This window comes from Qipengyuania soli, from assembly GCF_015529805.1.
GTDB lineage: Bacteria > Pseudomonadota > Alphaproteobacteria > Sphingomonadales > Sphingomonadaceae > Qipengyuania > Qipengyuania soli.
Genome location: NZ_CP064654.1, coordinates 2280588 through 2296718 on the forward strand (window position 1 = coordinate 2280588; position 16131 = coordinate 2296718).

The 16131-nt window shown below is 63.6% G+C and carries 8 protein-coding genes; 2 read left to right on the plus strand and 6 right to left on the minus strand.

What is annotated here, in order from left to right:
• Nucleotides 1–4: 4 nt before the first annotated feature.
• The 5 genes from gltX to rpoB all read right to left on the minus strand — a co-directional run bounded on the left by gltX (nucleotide 5) and on the right by rpoB (nucleotide 12960).
• Nucleotides 5–1354, minus strand: a complete 1350-nt coding sequence (gene gltX, locus IRL76_RS11410) for a glutamate--tRNA ligase (protein WP_200981453.1) — start codon at nucleotides 1352–1354, stop codon at nucleotides 5–7.
• 27 nt (nucleotides 1355–1381) lie between these two features.
• On the minus strand, nucleotides 1382–1849 hold the full coding sequence (locus tag IRL76_RS11415; protein WP_200981454.1) for a hypothetical protein: 468 nt from the start codon (nucleotides 1847–1849) through the stop codon (nucleotides 1382–1384).
• A gap of 11 nt (nucleotides 1850–1860) precedes the next feature.
• Nucleotides 1861–4197: a putative bifunctional diguanylate cyclase/phosphodiesterase gene (locus IRL76_RS11420; RefSeq protein ID WP_200981455.1), complete on the minus strand. Its 2337-nt coding sequence runs from the start codon at nucleotides 4195–4197 to the stop codon at nucleotides 1861–1863.
• Nucleotides 4198–4375: 178 nt separating this feature from the next.
• On the minus strand, nucleotides 4376–8701 hold the full coding sequence (gene rpoC, locus IRL76_RS11425; RefSeq protein WP_200981456.1) for a DNA-directed RNA polymerase subunit beta': 4326 nt from the start codon (nucleotides 8699–8701) through the stop codon (nucleotides 4376–4378).
• Nucleotides 8702–8766: 65 nt separating this feature from the next.
• The gene (rpoB, locus tag IRL76_RS11430; protein WP_200981457.1) at nucleotides 8767–12960 is read right to left on the minus strand and encodes a DNA-directed RNA polymerase subunit beta; all 4194 of its coding nucleotides are present in this window, start codon (nucleotides 12958–12960) and stop codon (nucleotides 8767–8769) included.
• 336 nt (nucleotides 12961–13296) lie between these two features.
• Here rpoB and IRL76_RS11435 point away from each other — a divergent pair, with 336 nt between their 5' ends.
• Together IRL76_RS11435 and IRL76_RS11440 are read left to right on the plus strand one after the other, a co-directional pair.
• Nucleotides 13297–14361 carry a metallophosphoesterase gene (locus tag IRL76_RS11435; protein WP_200981458.1) on the plus strand — a complete coding sequence of 355 codons (1065 nt, stop codon included), beginning with the start codon at nucleotides 13297–13299 and terminating at the stop codon, nucleotides 14359–14361.
• Nucleotides 14358–15395, plus strand: a complete 1038-nt coding sequence (locus IRL76_RS11440; protein WP_200981459.1) for a hypothetical protein — start codon at nucleotides 14358–14360, stop codon at nucleotides 15393–15395. The genes IRL76_RS11435 and IRL76_RS11440 overlap by 4 nt, the downstream gene beginning before the upstream one ends.
• On the opposite strand, the gene IRL76_RS11445 is transcribed toward IRL76_RS11440, so the two are convergent.
• Complete coding sequence (locus IRL76_RS11445; RefSeq protein WP_200981460.1) at nucleotides 15392–16057, minus strand: DUF4956 domain-containing protein; 666 nt, start codon at nucleotides 16055–16057, stop codon at nucleotides 15392–15394. The two genes, IRL76_RS11440 and IRL76_RS11445, sit on opposite strands and share 4 nt — an antisense overlap.
• Nucleotides 16058–16131 lie beyond the last annotated feature (74 nt).

Below are 16131 nucleotides of genomic sequence, written 5' to 3' on the forward strand. Positions count from 1 at the left end.
TCCCCTATTGTGCGGCGGCGGCCTCCAGCCGTTCGCGCGCACGCTGTTCTCCGATGAGCGGCAACAGTTCGCCCATATCGGGCCCGTGGTCCATACCCGTCAGCGCCTGGCGCAGCGGCAGGAACAGCGGCTTGCCCTTGCGCCCCGTCGCCTCCTTTAGCGCAGCCGTGAGGGCGTGCCACGGGTCGTCGCCCCAACTGAGGGTCTGCGCCGCCAGAGAGAGGTAGTCACGGTCCTCGTCCGGAAACGCGGGCTGGTTTATCGGGCCGGTCACGATCCGCCACCATTCCGCTGCTTCGTCGATGTGGGCGAGATTGGGCCGGATCGCGTGCCAGCCAGCCTCGTCGATGCCTTCGGGCAGGCGATGCGCAATGCGGTCGAAATCCATGTGATGGACCAGCGCGGTATTGAGGCGTTCAAGCTCGGCATCGTCGAACCGGGCGGGAGCGCGGCCAAAGGTGGAGAGGTCGAACGTATCGATCAGAACCTGCCGGTCAGCGATCGGTTCGACCGGTTGCGAAGTGCCGAGCCGCGCCAGCAAAGCCACAATCGCTTCGGGCTCGATGCCGCGCTCGCGGAATGCATCGCAGCCCAGCGAACCGAGCCGCTTCGACAGCTTGCCCTCACTTCCGACAAGCAAAGCCTCGTGCGCAAAATGCGGAATTTGCTGCGCCGGATAGAGTGCAGCAATAAGTGCGGTAAACATCTGAATTTGAACCGCAGTGTTGCTTACATGGTCTTCGCCGCGAAGGACATTCGTGACGCCCATGTCGCAATCATCGACCGCGCTTGGCAGCATGTAGAGCCAGCTCCCATCGGCGCGCCGGATGACCGGGTCGGACAATTGCGCCGGATCGAATTTCTGCGGTCCGCGCACACCATCTTCCCACACTATCGGCTCGGCATGATCGAGCTTGAAGCGCCAGTGCGGGGCAATCCCTTCCGCCTCCTTGGCCGCGCGATCATCGTCGGACATCGCCAGCGCAGCGCGGTCGTAGATTGGCGGAAGGCCGCGACCGAGCTGGATCTTGCGCTTCAATTCCAGTTCCTGCGCAGTCTCGTAACAAGCGTAGATGCGCCCGCTCTCGCGCAATGCTTCGAAGGCGCGCTCATATACCTCGAAGCGCTGCGACTGCCGCTCCTCGCCGTCAATGTCGATGCCCAGCCAGGAAAGGTCCGTGCGGATCGCCTCGACATATTCCTCGCGGCTGCGCTCCGCATCGGTGTCGTCGATGCGCAGCAGGAAACGCCCGCCGTTCTTTCTCGCCAGCATCCAGTTGTGCAGCGCGGTGCGGATATTGCCGACATGGAGCCGTCCGGTCGGAGACGGGGCAAAGCGGGTTGTGAACGTCATGCGGCGCCCGATAGCCGAGCCTGCGGGCTATTGCGAGAACAGCGTTACGGAGTGACCGCCACCGCTGAATTCCAGAGCGTTGGCCGGGGTGCGACGCACTTTCTCGACGGCCGAGAACGCCTCGGAGAGACGCCCGTACTCGGGCGTCACAGCGGGAAGGCAGCTCACGATGCTACCGTCCTTGTTCTTCTGGGGTCCGTATCGCGGATCGCGCTCCAGCCTCAGGTCGCCGTGCGAGAGGGAATAAGTCCACACGGAACCGAGGCATTTGGGCTCGAAGGAGATGGTATCCTCGCCAATCGAGACGGCCATTCCGGTCGGCGAGTTCAGGTCCTCCCCGTCGATCCCGGCGAGGCGATATTCGCCGACAATAGTCTCGGGAATTTCTCCCGCCGGTTGGACTGCGGCCTGTGTGATTTCGGTCTGCGTGACAGGGCCATGCGTTTGGCTGTCGTTCGCCGGGGTGCAGGCACCAGAAAGGAGCATGCACGCCAACGCAGCGCGCCTCATGCGACTTGCCCGCCGCGGCGCTGGTTCGCGTTCCTGCGGGCCTTGCGATATTCGAGCACGACCGAGCCCGTGTCGGCGAGAGCGGCTTCCGCCGCCTCCGCCGTAGCAAAGGTTTCGCCCGGAGCCGGCTTGCAGATCAGGAACCCCTGCGCCTCATTACAGCCGAGCTTGCGCAACAGGTCCAGCTGGCGGCGGTTCTCGATCCCCTCGGCCGTGGTCGCGATCCCCATCGCTTCGGCCATGCGCGTGATGCTCGAGACGATCGCCTGGCTGTCGGCATCGTCTTCCAGCCGTTGGACGAAATTGCGGTCTATCTTGATCCGGTCGAAGCGGAACTGCTGGAGATAGCCGAGCGAGGAATAGCCAACGCCGAAATCGTCGAGGGCAATCCGTGCGCCGAGCCCGCGCAGCTTGTTGAGCGTCGTCGTCGCTGCCTCGCCCTGCTGCATCAGGACATGCTCGGTGATTTCGAACTCGATCCTTTCCGCGGCAATCCCGCTGGTATGGATCGCCTGGGCGACCAGGGCCGCGAGATGCGGGCTACGCACCTGTGTAGGCGAAAGGTTGATCGCGATGCGGAAATCGCCCTGCCATGCCGCGGTTTCTGCCAGCGTCTGGCGGATCACCCATTCGCCGACCGGAATGATGAGGCCACTGTTCTCAGCTATGTCGAGGAATTCGGCAGGACCGATGACGCCCCGGCGCGGGTGATGCCAGCGCAAAAGGGCCTCGTATCCCGTGGTCGCCCCCGTATCGAGGTCGATGGTGGGCTGGTAATGGATCCTCAGCTGGCCGCGCGCGATGGCTTCGCGCAGGTCGGTTTCGAGTTCGCGCCGGTCCCGCGCTTCGCGGTCAAGAGCGGGCTCGAATATCGCCAACGTGTCCCGGCCCTTTTTCTTGGCTGCAAAGAGCGCGAGGTCGGCGCGGCGCATGAGTTCCTCTGCATCGCAATCGCCATCGAAACAGCGCGCCACCCCGATGCTAGTCGAAACGCGGTAATGGTGTCCCTCGATCTCGTAGGCTTCGCGCACGACCGAGAGGAAGCGGTGGGCACGTTCGATGAGCATGCCCATACCGGCGCGGGTTTCGATGAGGACCGCGAACTCGTCCCCGCCCAAGCGCGCCACGAGATCGTCGGCGCGCACTTCCTGTTCCAGCCGGGTGCCCACCTCGCGCAATAGCCGGTCACCGACGAGGTGCCCGCGGGTATCGTTGATCGACTTGAAATCGTCGAGATCGAGATAAAACAGCGCCACGTTCGCCCCCCTTCCTTCGCTGGCGCCAAGCATCACCCGCAACCGCTCGTTGAAGAGGTAACGATTGGCGAGGCCCGTGAGGTTGTCGTAGTGCGCCATGAAGGCGACGCGCTCTTCGATCATGCGATCGTTGGTCACGTCGCGGGCGACGCCGCCCATCCGTCCGTCGGGACGCGCGCGGGCCGATAGCCTCCAGAACCGCGTTTCTCCGTCAATCCTCAGCTTGACCAGCAGGTCGCGGAACGGGCTCTGCTCGATCAGGTGGCGAGCCAGGCGATCACGCTCCTCCCCCTTCTGGAACAGCGACAGCAGGGACTTGCCTTCCATCCTGTCGATATCGCTGCCCGCCGCCGCGGCGAACCGCGCGCTGACATCGCGCATGTTGCCCCGCGGACCCGTCGTCCAGAGCCAGTCGGACGACTGCTCCTCGTATTCGTGGAGCAGCATTGAGACCGTATCGGCTGTGGCCGCGTATTCGATCTCCGCGCCAATCGAGGCGATGAACTGGCTCTCGATGCGCTGGATCGCCTGCCACAAGGTGAAGGCATAGACCACAAGCAAGGCAAGCAGCGGCCAGGCGGCGAGGCCGGCAACCATATAAGCGGTGCCCGCGAGGCCTGCACCAAGTGCCGCGATGTGGACGTAGGCAGCTACGGGAATGGCACGGTGCATCAGCAGCACCCCTACGAACATCGCTGTCCCCACACATGCCAACGCCGCGACCGGTCCGCCCTGCCCGCTTGCTGCGAAGACCGGCAGGCCAATACCCCATGCGAGGCTGACCGCCGACATTGCCATCGCGGTCAGGCGCAGTCGCCGGGAGAGATAGGCCTCGTCAGCAGAGGTGAGGTCCGAAGTCATGGAAATGCCAAGGCGCAGAAGCACGGCAAGAATTAGTGTGGTCGCCCAGATCACCAGTGCCACATTGCGGAAGCTGCCATGGAAGACACCGAGAAGAACGGCCGCCGATGCAAGGCTGGACGCGACGGCTCCCGGTGCACCGGCACTGGCCGCCGTCAGCCGGCGGGAGAGGACCTTGAGGCGCATGGCCTCGGTTTGGGTGGCTGTTCCGTTCATTGCCCCTCGGCGCACAAGGCCAGCCTGGCCCGGTGCAGTCCAGATTATTGCGGCAATCGAAGCCGTTACGCAATCCTCAACCCTCGGCAGCACAGGTGAACCCCGGCCCTCATCCCAAGAAAAAGGGCCCCGCGGATTGCTCCGCGAGGCCCGATTCAACCCTTACGGTCGGGTCGGCTTATTCGCCGTCGCTCGCTTCGGGGTTCAGGTATTCGCCGGCATCTGCGTCGGTGCCGTGGGTTTCGCCTTCCATCACCGCCAGCGGATCATCGCCAATGGCAGCTTCGGGACCCTGGGCCAGTTCGGCAGCATGCTCTTCCTCTGCCGTGTTGGCAGCGATGATGGCTTCCTGCGCCCGCTTCCAAGAGGCACGCAGCGCGGCGTCGCGGCTGGAGGCGGTGATGCGCATGCGGTTCATGCCCGCGCCGGTACCGGCGGGGATGAGACGGCCGACGATCACGTTCTCCTTGAGACCGATCAGCGTGTCCTTCTTGCCCTCGACTGCCGCCTGCGTGAGCACGCGGGTGGTTTCCTGGAAGGAAGCCGCCGAGATGAACGAACGCGTCTGGAGCGAAGCCTTGGTGATACCGAGGAGGATCGGCGTGCCGACGGCAGGCTGCTTGCCCTTCGCCAGCTTCGAGTTCACCTCGTTCAGTTCTTCCGCATCGACCTGCTCGCCCGGCAGCAGTACGGTATCGCCGCCATCGGTGATCTCGACCTTCTGCAGCATCTGGCGAACGATCACCTCGATGTGCTTGTCGTTGATCTTCACGCCCTGCAGTCGGTAGACTTCCTGGATTTCGTTCACGAGGTATTCGGCCAGAGCCTCCACCCCGAGGACTTCGAGGATGTCGTGCGGGTTGGGCGAGCCCGAGATGAGCGTGTCGCCCTTCTTCACGAAGTCGCCTTCCTGGACGTCGATCACCTTGGTCTTGGGGATCAGGTATTCCACCGGATCCCCCTCTTCCGGGATAATCGCGATCTTGCGCTTGGCCTTGTACTCGCGAACGAATTCGATCTTGCCCGAAATTTTGGCGATGATGGAATTGTCCTTGGGCAGGCGGGCTTCGAAGAGTTCGGCAACACGCGGCAGACCGCCGGTGATGTCGCGGGTCTTCGCCGCTTCGCGCGAGGCACGGGCAAGGATGTCGCCGGCTTCGACCTGCTGGCCGTCCTCGACCGAGAGCACGGTGCCCGGCGCCAGCATATAGCGCGAGGCTTCGCTTTCGTCCCCTGCATCGTTGAACAGGGTGAGACGCGGACGAAGGTCGTCCTTCTTGCGGCCGCTGGCGCGCATTTCGGTGACCACGCGCTGGGCAATGCCGGTGGCATCGTCGACGCGTTCTTCCATGGTCGTGCCGTCGACGAGGTCCTGATACTTCACGACGCCCGAGGTTTCGGTGATGATCGGCAGCGAGAACGGGTCCCACTCTGCCAGACGCTCACCGGTTTTCACCTTGTCGCCGTCCTTGTGCATCAGCACGGTACCGTAGGGCACCTTGTGGATCTCGCGCTCGCGACCTTCGGCGTCGATCACTGCCAGTTCGCCGTTGCGGGCGAGCGACAAGATGCGACCCTTCTTGTCGACGATGGTCGGCATGTCGCGATAGACGACCTTGCCGTCCGAGATTGCCTCGAGGTGGCTGGTCTCGTTGAGCTGCGCGGCACCGCCAATGTGGAAGGTACGCATGGTCAGCTGCGTGCCCGGCTCACCGATCGACTGTGCGGCGATGACGCCGACTGCTTCACCGATGTTCACCGGCGTACCGCGAGCAAGGTCGCGACCGTAGCAGGTTGCGCAGACGCCCTGCTGGGCTTCGCAGACCAGCGGAGAGCGGATCTTGGCGACCTGCGTCTCGGCTTCCTCGATGGCCTTGACCATCGGTTCGTCGAGCAGCGTGCCGGCCTTGACGATCACTTCGCCGGTCGAGGCATTGACGATGTCCTCGGCCACGGTGCGGCCAAGGATACGCTCGCCGAGCGACGCGATCACCGAACCACCCTGCACGATCGCACGCATTTCCAGCGCCCGTTCGGTCTTGCAGTCTTCCTCGATGATGACGCAGTCCTGCGACACGTCGACGAGGCGGCGGGTCAGGTAACCCGAGTTCGCCGTCTTCAGTGCCGTATCCGCGAGGCCCTTGCGGGCGCCGTGGGTCGAGTTGAAGTACTCGAGGACGTTCAGGCCTTCCTTGAAGTTCGAGATGATCGGGTTCTCGATGATCTCGCCCGACGGCTTGGCCATCAGGCCGCGCATGCCGGCCAGCTGCTTCATCTGTGCCGGGCTACCACGCGCACCGGAGTGCGACATCATGTAGATCGAGTTGATCTCGCCTTCCTTGCCGTCCTTGTCGATCGGACGCGAGCGGATTTTGTCCATCATGGCATCGGCCACCTTGTCGCCGCACTGGCTCCAGGCGTCGATGACCTTGTTGTACTTTTCCTGCTGCGTGATCAGGCCGTCCTGGTACTGCTGCTCGTAATCGGCAACCAGCGCCTTGGTGGCTTCGACCAGCCCTTCCTTCTCTTCCGGGATGATCATGTCATCCTTGCCGAAGGAGATGCCGGCCTTGAACGCGTGGCGGAAGCCCAGCGCCATGATGGCGTCGGCGAACAGCACGGTGTCCTTCTGGCCGGTGTGGCGATAGACCTCGTCGATGACGTCGGCGATGTCCTTCTTGGTGAGAAGGCGGTTGACGATGTCGAAGGGAACCTTGTGGTTCTTCGGCAGGCATTCACCGATCAGCATGCGACCGGCGGTGGTTTCGAACCGCTGCATGCTGATGTTGCCCTGCTCGTCGGCCTGGGGCACGCGGGCAAGGATCTTGGTGTGCAGTGAGACCGCCTTGGTTTCCAGCGCCTGGTGCACTTCGGCCATGTCGGCGAACATCGGCAGCTTCTCGACCTTTTCGCCCTTTTCGTTCTCGACGAACTCGGGGGTCTTCTCCTGGCGTTCCATCGACAGGTAATAGAGGCCGAGGACCATGTCCTGCGAAGGAACGATGATCGGCTTGCCGTTGGCGGGCGAGAGGATGTTGTTGGTCGACATCATCAGCACGCGCGCTTCCAGCTGGGCCTCGAGGCTCAGCGGGACGTGAACGGCCATCTGGTCACCGTCGAAGTCGGCGTTGAACGCGGCGCAGACCAGCGGGTGAAGCTGGATCGCCTTGCCCTCGATCAACACCGGCTCGAAAGCCTGGATGCCGAGGCGGTGGAGCGTCGGCGCACGGTTCAGGAGAACGGGGTGTTCGCGGATGACTTCATCCAGGATGTCCCAGACTTCCTTGCGCTCCTTCTCGACCCACTTCTTCGCCTGCTTGAGCGTCATGCTCAGGCCCTTGGCGTCGAGGCGGGCGTAGATGAACGGCTTGAACAGCTCGAGTGCCATCTTCTTGGGCAGGCCGCACTGGTGCAGCTTGAGTTCCGGACCGGTCACGATGACCGAACGGCCCGAATAGTCGACGCGCTTGCCGAGCAGGTTCTGACGGAAGCGGCCCTGCTTGCCCTTGAGCATGTCGGACAGCGACTTCAGCGGACGCTTGTTGGCACCGGTGATCACGCGGCCGCGGCGGCCGTTGTCGAACAGTGCGTCGACGGCTTCCTGGAGCATGCGCTTTTCGTTGCGGACGATGATGTCCGGCGCGCGCAGTTCCATGAGGCGCTTCAGGCGGTTGTTGCGGTTGATCACGCGACGGTAGAGGTCGTTGAGGTCCGACGTCGCGAAGCGGCCACCGTCGAGCGGCACCAGCGGGCGCAGTTCGGGCGGAATGACCGGGATCACTTCAAGGATCATCCATTCAGGACGGTTGCCGGAATCGATGAAGCTTTCGACGACCTTGAGGCGCTTGATGATCTTGGCGGGCTTGAGCTTCGACTTGGTGGTCGCGAGCTCTTCCAGCAGGTCCTCGCGTTCCTGTTCGAGGTCGAGGTCCATGAGCATGGTCTTGACCGCTTCGGCACCGATGGCGGCGCTGAAGCTGTCTTCACCATATTCGTCCTGCGCGTCGAGCAGTTCGTCCTCGGTCAGCAGCTGGAACTTCTCCAGCGCGGTAAGGCCCGGCTCGGTGACGATGTAGCTTTCGAAGTACAGCACGCGCTCGAGCTGCTTGAGCTGCATGTCGAGCAGCAGGCCGATGCGCGAAGGCAGCGACTTCAGGAACCAGATGTGCGCGACCGGAGCGGCGAGCTCGATGTGGCCCATGCGCTCGCGGCGGACCTTGGTCACGGTGACTTCGACGCCGCACTTTTCGCAGACGACGCCCTTGTACTTCATGCGCTTGTACTTGCCGCACAGGCACTCGTAGTCCTTCACGGGGCCGAAGATGCGCGCACAGAACAGGCCGTCACGCTCGGGCTTGAACGTGCGGTAGTTGATGGTTTCCGGCTTCTTGATCTCGCCGAAGGACCAGCTGCGAATACGCTCGGGTGACGCGATGCCGATCTGGATCTCGTCGAAGGTTTCCGGCTTGGCGAGCTGGTTGGTGAATTTGGTCAGTTCGTTCATGACTTAATTCCCTAAACGGGTGAATTCTCTGGGGGCGGTATGGAGGGGGCCGGAGCCCGCCTCCGTTATTCCGCCGCCTCCGGCCACTGGTCCTCGTCGTCCTCTTCGCCATGCGACTTGAGTTCGACGTTGAGGCCGAGGCTGCGCATTTCCTTGACGAGCACGTTGAAGCTCTCCGGAATGCCGGCCTCGAAGGTGTCGTCGCCCTTGACGATCGCCTCGTAGACCTTGGTACGGCCGATCACGTCGTCCGACTTCACGGTGAGGATTTCCTGCAGCGTGTAGGCCGCACCGTAGGCCTGGAGTGCCCAGACCTCCATCTCACCGAAGCGCTGGCCGCCGAACTGCGCCTTACCGCCCAGCGGCTGCTGGGTGACGAGCGAGTAGGGACCGATCGAACGGGCGTGGATCTTGTCGTCGACGAGGTGGTGCAGCTTGAGCATGTAGATGATGCCCACGGTGACCTTGCGGTCGAAGGCATCGCCCGTGCGGCCGTCGAACAGGACCGACTGGCCCGAGCTGTCGAGACCAGCCTTGCCGAGCTGGATCGTCACGTCGCCTTCGCGGGCGCCATCGAACACCGGGGTACCCATCGGGACACCGGTCTTCAGATTGGTCGCCAGCTCGACGATCTCGGCCGTCGAACGGGCCTCGATCTCCTCGTGGTACTGTTCGCCGTAGACGTCCTTCAGGCGCTCCACCACCGCTTCGGGCGGCTTGGCCTTGGCATAGTCTTCCGCGGCATTCGGGTTCGCCCGGCGCCATTCCTCGAGCTGCTCGCCGATCTGGTGACCCAAGTTGCGGGCCGCCATGCCGAGGTGCGTTTCGAAGATCTGCCCGACGTTCATGCGCGAAGGCACGCCCAGCGGGTTGAGCACGAGGTCGACCGGGGTACCGTCTTCGAGGAACGGCATGTCCTCGACCGGCAGGATGCGCGAAATCACACCCTTGTTACCGTGACGGCCGGCCATCTTGTCGCCCGGCTGCAGCTTGCGCTTCACCGCGACGAAGACCTTGACCATCTTGAGAACGCCCGGGGCGAGTTCGTCACCGCGCTCGAGCTTCTCCTTGCGGTCCTCGAACTTCTCTTCGATCGTCTTCACCGCGTCGTCGTACTGCGACTTGACGGCTTCGAGTTGGGCCTGGCGACCATCGTCGGCCACCGCGAACTTGAACCATTCGTGGCGGTCGATTTCCTCGAGCAGGCCTTCCGAGATCACCTCGCCCTTCTTCACGCCCTTCGGAGCCGCCGAAGCGGTCTGGCCGAGGAGCATGTCGCGCAGGCGGTTGTAGGTCGCACGGTTGAGGATCGCGCGTTCGTCGTTGGCGTCCTTGCGGAGGCGTTCGATTTCCTCGTTCTGGATCGCACGGGTACGGTCGTCGATCTCGATGCCGTGGCGGTTGAACACACGGACTTCGACAATCGTGCCGGCAACGCCCGGCGGCAGGCGGAGCGAGGTGTCGCGCACGTCGCTGGCCTTTTCGCCGAAGATGGCGCGGAGGAGCTTTTCTTCCGGCGTCATCGGGCTTTCGCCCTTGGGCGTGATCTTGCCGACGAGGATGTCACCCGGGTGCACTTCGGCGCCGATGTAGACGATGCCCGCCTCGTCGAGGTTGCGCAGGGCTTCCTCGCCGACGTTGGGAATGTCGCGGGTGATGTCTTCGGGCCCGAGCTTGGTGTCGCGCGCCATGACTTCGAATTCCTCGATGTGGATCGAGGTGAAGACGTCGTCCTTCACGATACGCTCGGAGATGAGGATCGAGTCCTCGTAGTTGTAGCCGTTCCAGGGCATGAACGCGACGAGGCTGTTGCGGCCCAGTGCCAGCTCACCCAGGTCGGTCGACGGACCGTCAGCGATGATGTCGCCGGCTTCGATCGTGTCGCCCACCTTCACCAGCGGACGCTGGTTGATGCAGGTGTTCTGGTTCGAACGCTGGAACTTCTGAAGCGTGTAGATGTCGACGCCCGACTGGCCGGGTTCGACATCGCCGATTGCACGGATCACGATGCGGGTCGCGTCGACCTGGTCGACGATACCGCCGCGGGTGGCCGCGATGGCTGCGCCCGAATCGCGCGCAACAGTTTCTTCCATGCCGGTGCCGACCCAAGGCGCTTCCGCCTTGACCAGCGGCACGGCCTGGCGCTGCATGTTCGAGCCCATGAGTGCACGGTTGGCGTCGTCGTTCTCCAGGAACGGAATGAGCGATGCCGCGACCGAGACGAGCTGCTTGGGGCTGACGTCCATGAGCGTGATGTGCTCGCGCGGAGCCATCAGGTTGTCGCCGTCGTGACGGGCCGAGACGAGCTCCTCGACGAACGAGCCGTCGTCGTTGAGTTCGGCCGACGCCTGCGCGACGGTGTGCTTCTGCTCTTCCATGGCCGACAGGTAGATCACCTCGTCGGTCACCTTGCCGTCGATCACCTTGCGGTACGGCGTTTCGATGAAGCCGTACTTGTTGACGCGGGCGAAGGTCGAGAGCGAGTTGATCAGACCGATGTTCGGGCCTTCCGGCGTTTCAATCGGGCAGATGCGGCCATAGTGCGTCGGGTGGACGTCGCGGACTTCAAAGCCCGCGCGCTCACGGGTGAGGCCGCCCGGTCCGAGCGCCGAGACGCGACGCTTGTGGGTGACTTCCGACAGCGGGTTGGTCTGGTCCATGAACTGCGAGAGCTGGCTGGAACCGAAGAACTCGCGTACCGCGGCCACGGCGGGCTTCGCGTTGATGAGGTCGTTCGGCATGACGGTCGACACGTCGACCGAGCTCATGCGCTCCTTCACGGCGCGCTCCATGCGGAGCAGGCCGACGCGGTACTGGTTTTCCAGCAGTTCGCCGACCGAGCGGACACGGCGGTTGCCGAGGTTGTCGATGTCGTCGACTTCGCCCTTGCCGTCCTTGAGGTCGACGAGCTCCTTCACCACCGCGAGGATGTCTTCCTTGCGCAACGTGGTGACGGTGTCTTCGGCGTCGAGGTCGAGACGCATGTTGAGCTTGACGCGGCCCACGGCCGAGAGGTCGTAGCGCTCGCCGTCGAAGAACAGGCCTTCGAACAGGGCTTCGGCGGTTTCCTTCGTCGGCGGTTCACCCGGACGCATGACCTTGTAGATCGCTTCCAGACCCTCGTCGCGGTTCTCGGCCTTGTCGACCTTGAGCGTGTTGCGGATCCAGGGACCGGTGTTGACGTGATCGATATCCAGCAGGTCCATCGCGTCGATGCCGGCCTTGTCGAGCGCCTCGAGGTTCTCGGCGGCGACTTCGTCACCGGCCTCGATGTAGATGCGGCCGGTCTTCTCGTCGATCATGTCGCGGCTGGCATAACGGCCGAAGATTTCCTCGGTCGGCAGCAGCAGGGTGGCAAGGCCGTCCTTGGCAGCCTTGTTCGCGGCACGGGGGCTGATCTTCTGGCCAGCGGGGAAGATTTCCTCGCCGGTCTTGGCATCGATCAGCGGGAAAGCCGGCTTCTGGCCGCGCCACTGCTCGGCCACGAAAGGAATTTCCCAACCGTCCTTTGCGCGCTTCCAGGTGACGGTGTTGTAGAAGTGCGAGAGGATGCCCTCGTCGTCGAGACCCAGCGCATAAAGCAGCGCGGTGACCGGCAGCTTGCGCTTGCGGTCGATACGGACGTTGACGATGTCCTTGGCGTCGAACTCGAAGTCGAGCCAGCTGCCGCGGTAAGGAATGATGCGGGCGGCGAAGAGGAGCTTGCCCGAAGAGTGCGTCTTGCCGCGGTCGTGGTCGAACAGCACACCCGGCGAACGGTGCATCTGCGACACGATCACGCGCTCGGTACCGTTGATGACGAAGGTGCCGTTCTCGGTCATGAGCGGCATGTCGCCCATGTAAACGTCCTGCTCCTTGATATCGAGCACGGAACGGGTCTCGGTCTCCTGATCGACTTCGAAGACGATCAGGCGCAGCGTGACCTTCATCGGCGCGGCGTAGGTGATGCCACGCTGGCGGCACTCGACGATGTCGTACTTGGGCGGTTCGAGTTCGTAATGGACGAAGTCGAGTTCGGCAGTGCCGGCGAAGTCACGGATCGGGAAAACCGAACGCAGGGTCTTCTCGAGGCCGGAAACGTAGCCCGTTTCCTTGTCCGAGCGGAGGAACTGTTCGTAGCTCTCGCGCTGGACCTCGATCAGGTTGGGCATCTGGACGACTTCGTGGATGTCGCCGAAGATCTTGCGGATGCGGCGCTTCGCCGTGCCCGATGCCTTCGCGCCCCGGGTTTTCTTCGGAGCCTTCGCCTTGGTAGCCATAAGGGGTGTGTACCTCTTCTCGTGTGCGCCGGAGGCTGCGCGGACAGCTCCGGTAATTCGTGTCTCATGCGCGTGAGAACCATGACCGGGACGCGAAAAGGCCGCAGCGTAGGCACACCGATACCGGCGGCAAGCTGCAGCTTATCAAGCGTCGCGATTATGGAAGCGCCCCTTCCATCCTGAAGCCGATCCCCGCGCATGAATCGGCCCTGCTCGAAGCGGGCGGTCGAGGGAGCATGTAGGAAGAGTCCCCGCCCCTGTCAAACATGGAAATCCCGGATGCGGAGAAGGGTCGATAATGTGCTAGTGTCGCGCGACGAACCATGGGGGAGAGCGATGCGCGGATTGCTGGCATCGGTGCGCAGGCTGGTGGCGATCCTGCTCCTTGCGAGCATGCCCGCGATCGCCATGGCCGAGGAGCAGCGTGTCGTCGCGGTGGGCGATCTCCACGGCGACTACGGCGCCTGGCTCGAAATAGCCCGGGCGTCCGGCGCCAGCACCGACGGGAAGCACTGGACCGGCGGGCGCACGGTACTCGTGCAGATGGGCGACATTGTCGACCGTGGGCCGGATTCGCTGAAGATCATCCGCCACCTCCAGACGCTCGACAAAGAGGCCGCAATGGCGGGCGGTAGAGTTGTCGTCCTGCTGGGCAATCACGAGGCGATGAACGTCATCGGCGACCTGCGCTACGTCGACCCGGGCGAATATGCGGCATTCGTCACCCGCAAATCAGAGCGGACCCGCAAGAAGGCCTGGCAAGCCATGGCGCCAACGCTGGTCGCGCGGGCCCGCACGACATCGCCCGATATTTCGGAAGACGCGGTCCGCACCGCATGGATGGCGGCGACCCCTCTCGGTCTCGTCGAGCATCGCCATGCGTGGGCGCCAGGAGGCGAGCTGGGGAAATGGGCGGCCGACCGACCGGCCATCTATCGGCTTGGCGACACGCTCTTCGTCCATGGCGGGATCAGCCTGGAGGCAAGCGTTGACCCGATTGGGAGGATCAACGCGCGATACGGAGCAGCATTGGAAGAGGGGGCGCAGGTCGTTCGGCCAGTCTTCGAAGACCCGCTCGGGCCGCTGTGGTACCGCGGCAATGTCGCGGGCGCGCCCGATCAGGGCGTCCGACCAGCACCCGATGGCGAACTTGCGACGGTACTTGCGCGGCTCGGTGCCGCCCGGCTCGTCGTCGGCCACACTCCGAACCCCAACGGCATAACCGAAGAGCAGGACGGACGGCTAATCCGGATCGATACCGGCATCTCGCGTGCCTACGGCGGGCCGGCCAGCTTTCTCGAAGTCCTCGGCGGCCAGACCTGGGCGCACGAGCGGGGCAAGGACGGCCAATGGTCGCGTCGCGCCCTACAGGGCGTATCCAAGGCAGGAGAACGACAATGAGACTGGCGAAGCTCTGCGTGCTTTCATTGGCACTCCTCGGCACCTCTGCCTCAGGCGAGGACACAGGCGACGAGGTCACGCCGCTTTTCGGCAGCGACGCGGTTCTCGATGCCACGATCGATGGACCTGTACGCGAAGTGGCGAGGCGTGCCGAAAGCTCCGACGAAGTCCGCCCGGCGACATTGACGGCGGCGGGCGAAAGCCATGCCATCGAAATTTCGGCGCGGGGCATCTCGCGGCGTCGCAAGGACAAGTGCAGTTTCCCGCCCCTGCGCATCGGCTTTCCCGACAAGCCCGATGCGGCATCCCTCTTCCGCAAGCAAAAACGCATCAAGCTTGTCACGCACTGCAACGACAACGCGCGGTTCGAGCAAATCGTGCTGCGCGAATACGCCGCCTACCGGCTGTACAACATCCTGACGCCCGAGAGCTTCAAGGTCAGGCTGGCGCGGGTCACCTACCGCGATGGCGGCAAGGATGTGACCACCCGCATCGGCTTCTTCATCGAGGACGGTGACGATGCGGCGAAGCGCGTCGGCCTGAAGGAAGTCGACACCGGCAACGTCCGGGTCGCAGTCCTCAACCGCGAGGACGGCGCGCGGTACTCGCTGTTCCAATACATGATCGGCAATACCGACTGGGCCATGGATGCCGGGCCCGACCCTGCCGACTGCTGCCACAATTCACGCCTCTTCGGCGAGGCAAAGGACGCCGCCGCCAACCTCACGCCGGTCCCCTATGATTTCGACAATGCCGGGTTGGTCGATGCACCCTATGCCGTTCCCAGCGAAAAGCTGCGCATCCCCAATGTGAGGTACCGCATCTATCGCGGGTATTGCGCCTTCAACGAAGCCTTGCCTGCCCAGCTCGAGAATTACCGCAACGCGCGCGGGGAAATCGAGGCCGAACTGGGCCGCATTCCGGGACTCGAAACGCGCAGCATCCAGTCCATGCGACAATATCTTGCCGGGTTCTTCGAAGACATCGGCGACAGCGACAGGATCGCGAAGAAGCTGACCGGCGCCTGCCTCTAGGCACCCTCGCCCGACTGGTCGACCTGATCGAGCCCGGTCTCCGCATCGTCGGGATCGGTCGGGCGCAAATAGCGATGCGTGCCTTGCAGCGCACCGTAATCGACGAGCCACAAGAAGGCGAAGGTGAAGTTGAACATCACCGTCATGACCAGCGCGATCTCGAGCGCGCCGATCCCGGCCGCAAGCCCGATACCGATGGCGAGCAGGATGTAGATCGCGTCGCCCGAGCTCTTCAGCGTGTTGCGAAAGCGCACCCCGCCGACGATCCCGGCGAGTGAGAAGGCCAGCGCCAGGGAATCGTGGACCATGACTACGATCGACGTCACTGCGATCGGCAGGACGATCATCGTTTCGACGAGCGCCTGATCGTATTCCTTGCGACTGCGGCTGGCCATGTACGTCCAGGTGACCGGGAAGGTGGTCAGCAGAGCCCCCATGACCGCGACCACCAGCCACACGACCGAACTGCCCAGATTGCCGACGCGGCGGGCCTCTATACCCACCCCATCGAGCGGATTGGCAGGTGGCGCGGTGAGGAGCGTCTGCGCACCTCCGATGGGCAGGAAATCGGCCAGCGGCGGGTACAGGGAAACCGCCAGGTAAACGGCAAGCGATACGAAGGCGTAGAACAGGACCAGCCTGACGAAGAGTTGCCGTGTCATTCCGCTTCCCATCCCCCTTGGCAGCGCAGGCAATCATAGCGCGAATGTGAGCAGCCACCAAATGCACTCGATCG